The sequence below is a fragment of the Oceanospirillum beijerinckii DSM 7166 genome (assembly GCF_000422425.1).
Taxonomy (GTDB): Bacteria; Pseudomonadota; Gammaproteobacteria; order Pseudomonadales; family Halomonadaceae; genus Oceanospirillum; species Oceanospirillum beijerinckii.
In genome coordinates this window covers 1-2,051 of the sequence record NZ_AULT01000098.1, presented here as the reverse complement: position 1 = coordinate 2,051, position 2,051 = coordinate 1, and the positions used below count along the sequence as shown (strand labels likewise).

The window sequence follows — 2,051 nt, the reverse complement described above, 5'->3', positions numbered from 1 at the left end:
GCTCAGTGCTTCATAAAAAATCCGAATAGATGGCTGCAAACCTTAACTTGTCGAAAAGAAACTTCTTGCCAAAAATGGGGCGTCCATAGATGTTATACGGCAGGCCTAGTAAGTTCACTTTCGACCCAAAGCGGGCGTTAGTATTCACGAGGGAAATAGATGAAGATCGACCAAATTGCTCTTTCAAACTTCAGATGTTTTCCGGAAATACCGGAGATTGTGTCTTTAGAACGAGATTTAACCTGCCTTGTTGGTAATAATGGTTCTGGGAAAACAACGTTCATTATCGCGCTCAAACGATTATTTGGGGGCACCAGAGAAGATCGTACAATTACAAGAGATGATTTTTATCTTGCTCCGGATGAAGACTACAAAAATATTAGTGGACGAGAATTATATATAGAAGTTATTTTTTCCTTTCCAGAACTGAAAGGAAATACCCAAAAAGCACGTGAAGTATGCCCGGCATTTAGTTCTGTGATTTATGCTGATGAAGAAAATGGCAGGCTTAAAGCAAGAATGCGCCTAGAGGCATTATGGGATGAAACGGAATATGAAGATGAGGTGCAATCTAAAATATATTGGGTCACAACTTCAGAAGAAGTTGAATTTGGAGAAGGCAAAGATTTTAAATTTCCAGTTTCATCTCATGATCGAAAACACATCAAGTTGAGATATATACCGGCTTTCAGAGACTCAAAAGCCACGCTCAAAAACGAAGTTAAGGCCCTCACAAAAATCCTTGAAGACTACACAGATATATCTCCTTCGCATCAAAAGAAAATTGAAACTATTAGCGAAAGCCTGAGTAACGAAATTAAAGATCTTGAGTCCATCAAAACAACAACCGCTCTAATTAAAAAGATATGGAGCAAAACTCATGATAAAACATTGGCGCACTACCAAGATCCAAAATTAGAAGCGACATCGACCGAAATAGGAGAACTTCTGAGATCAATATCTATCAAACTTGCTCCATCGGAAGATGGCGGAAGCCGGGATATAAGTGAGTTAAGTGATGGCCAAATATCCCTCCTGTATTTTACTTTGGCCATTGCACTTTATGAGATAGAGCAGAAACACCATGCAGGCAAAGCAAAAGGCTTCAAAGAATTAGATAAAGATATTCCTGTGTTTACGATATTTGCATTTGAAGAGCCGGAAAATCACCTATCCCCTTATTACTTGGGTCGAGTTCTGGACGTCTTACATGCGAAAACAAAAACTTTGAAAGCTACCGGTATAGTTACCTCGCATTCTCCTAGTGTCGTGCGTCGCATGGAGAGAGTTGAACAAATCCGACATTTCCGCCAAGAAAACATGCCTGATAGCCGGTATTCTGTAGTCAAAAAAGTCCTATTGCCCTCGAAAAAATCTGAAGAGGACTATAAGTATGTTAACCAAGCCGTTTTGGCACATCCGGAGCTGTATTTTTCGAAACTTGTTCTGCTGGGAGAAGGTGATTCAGAAGAAATTGTTATTCCGCAATTAGCCAAAGAACTTAATTTTGATCTAGATCCTTCATTTGTGGCTTTCGTAAAATTAGGGGGGAGGCATGTAAATCACATGTGGCGGTTATTATCAGAATTGAATATCCCGTTCTTAACACTAATCGATTTAGACTTGGGGAGAAGTAATGCTGGACAATGCCGTATAGAATACGCAATTGGAGAACTAAAGAAAATTAGCCAAACGTTTTGTTTTCCCGATGACATAAGCGCACAAGATTTAGAAGAAGAATGGCTAGAGCTTGATCAAATTAATGAGTTAGCGAGTGAGCTTGAGAAACATGGAGTATTTTTCTCATACCCATTAGACCTCGATATGGCAATGATTAGAGCGTACCCAGATTTTTACTGTACCGATAAAGCTAAAAATAGTGATAGGGAAACTTTAGAGCATGCCGTTTTGGGTAAAGAACATGAAGCAGATAATTACGATGATAATGGAGCAGAGCTTTGGGGTGGTCTAATAGATGTAACCAGTCCAGTTAAGGATAATTCCATTAACTGGAGAGAAAATAATGACCAGAAAAAGTTACACCAAAGAAT

At 39.2% G+C, this 2,051-nt stretch carries 1 protein-coding gene; it reads left to right on the top strand.

Translation table 11 applies throughout. The features are described from left to right. Positions 1 to 159: 159 nt before the first annotated feature. Positions 160 to 2,051 (top strand): ATP-dependent nuclease (locus H579_RS26525; protein WP_051227890.1); only part of this gene is annotated, 1,892 nt, incomplete at its 3' end.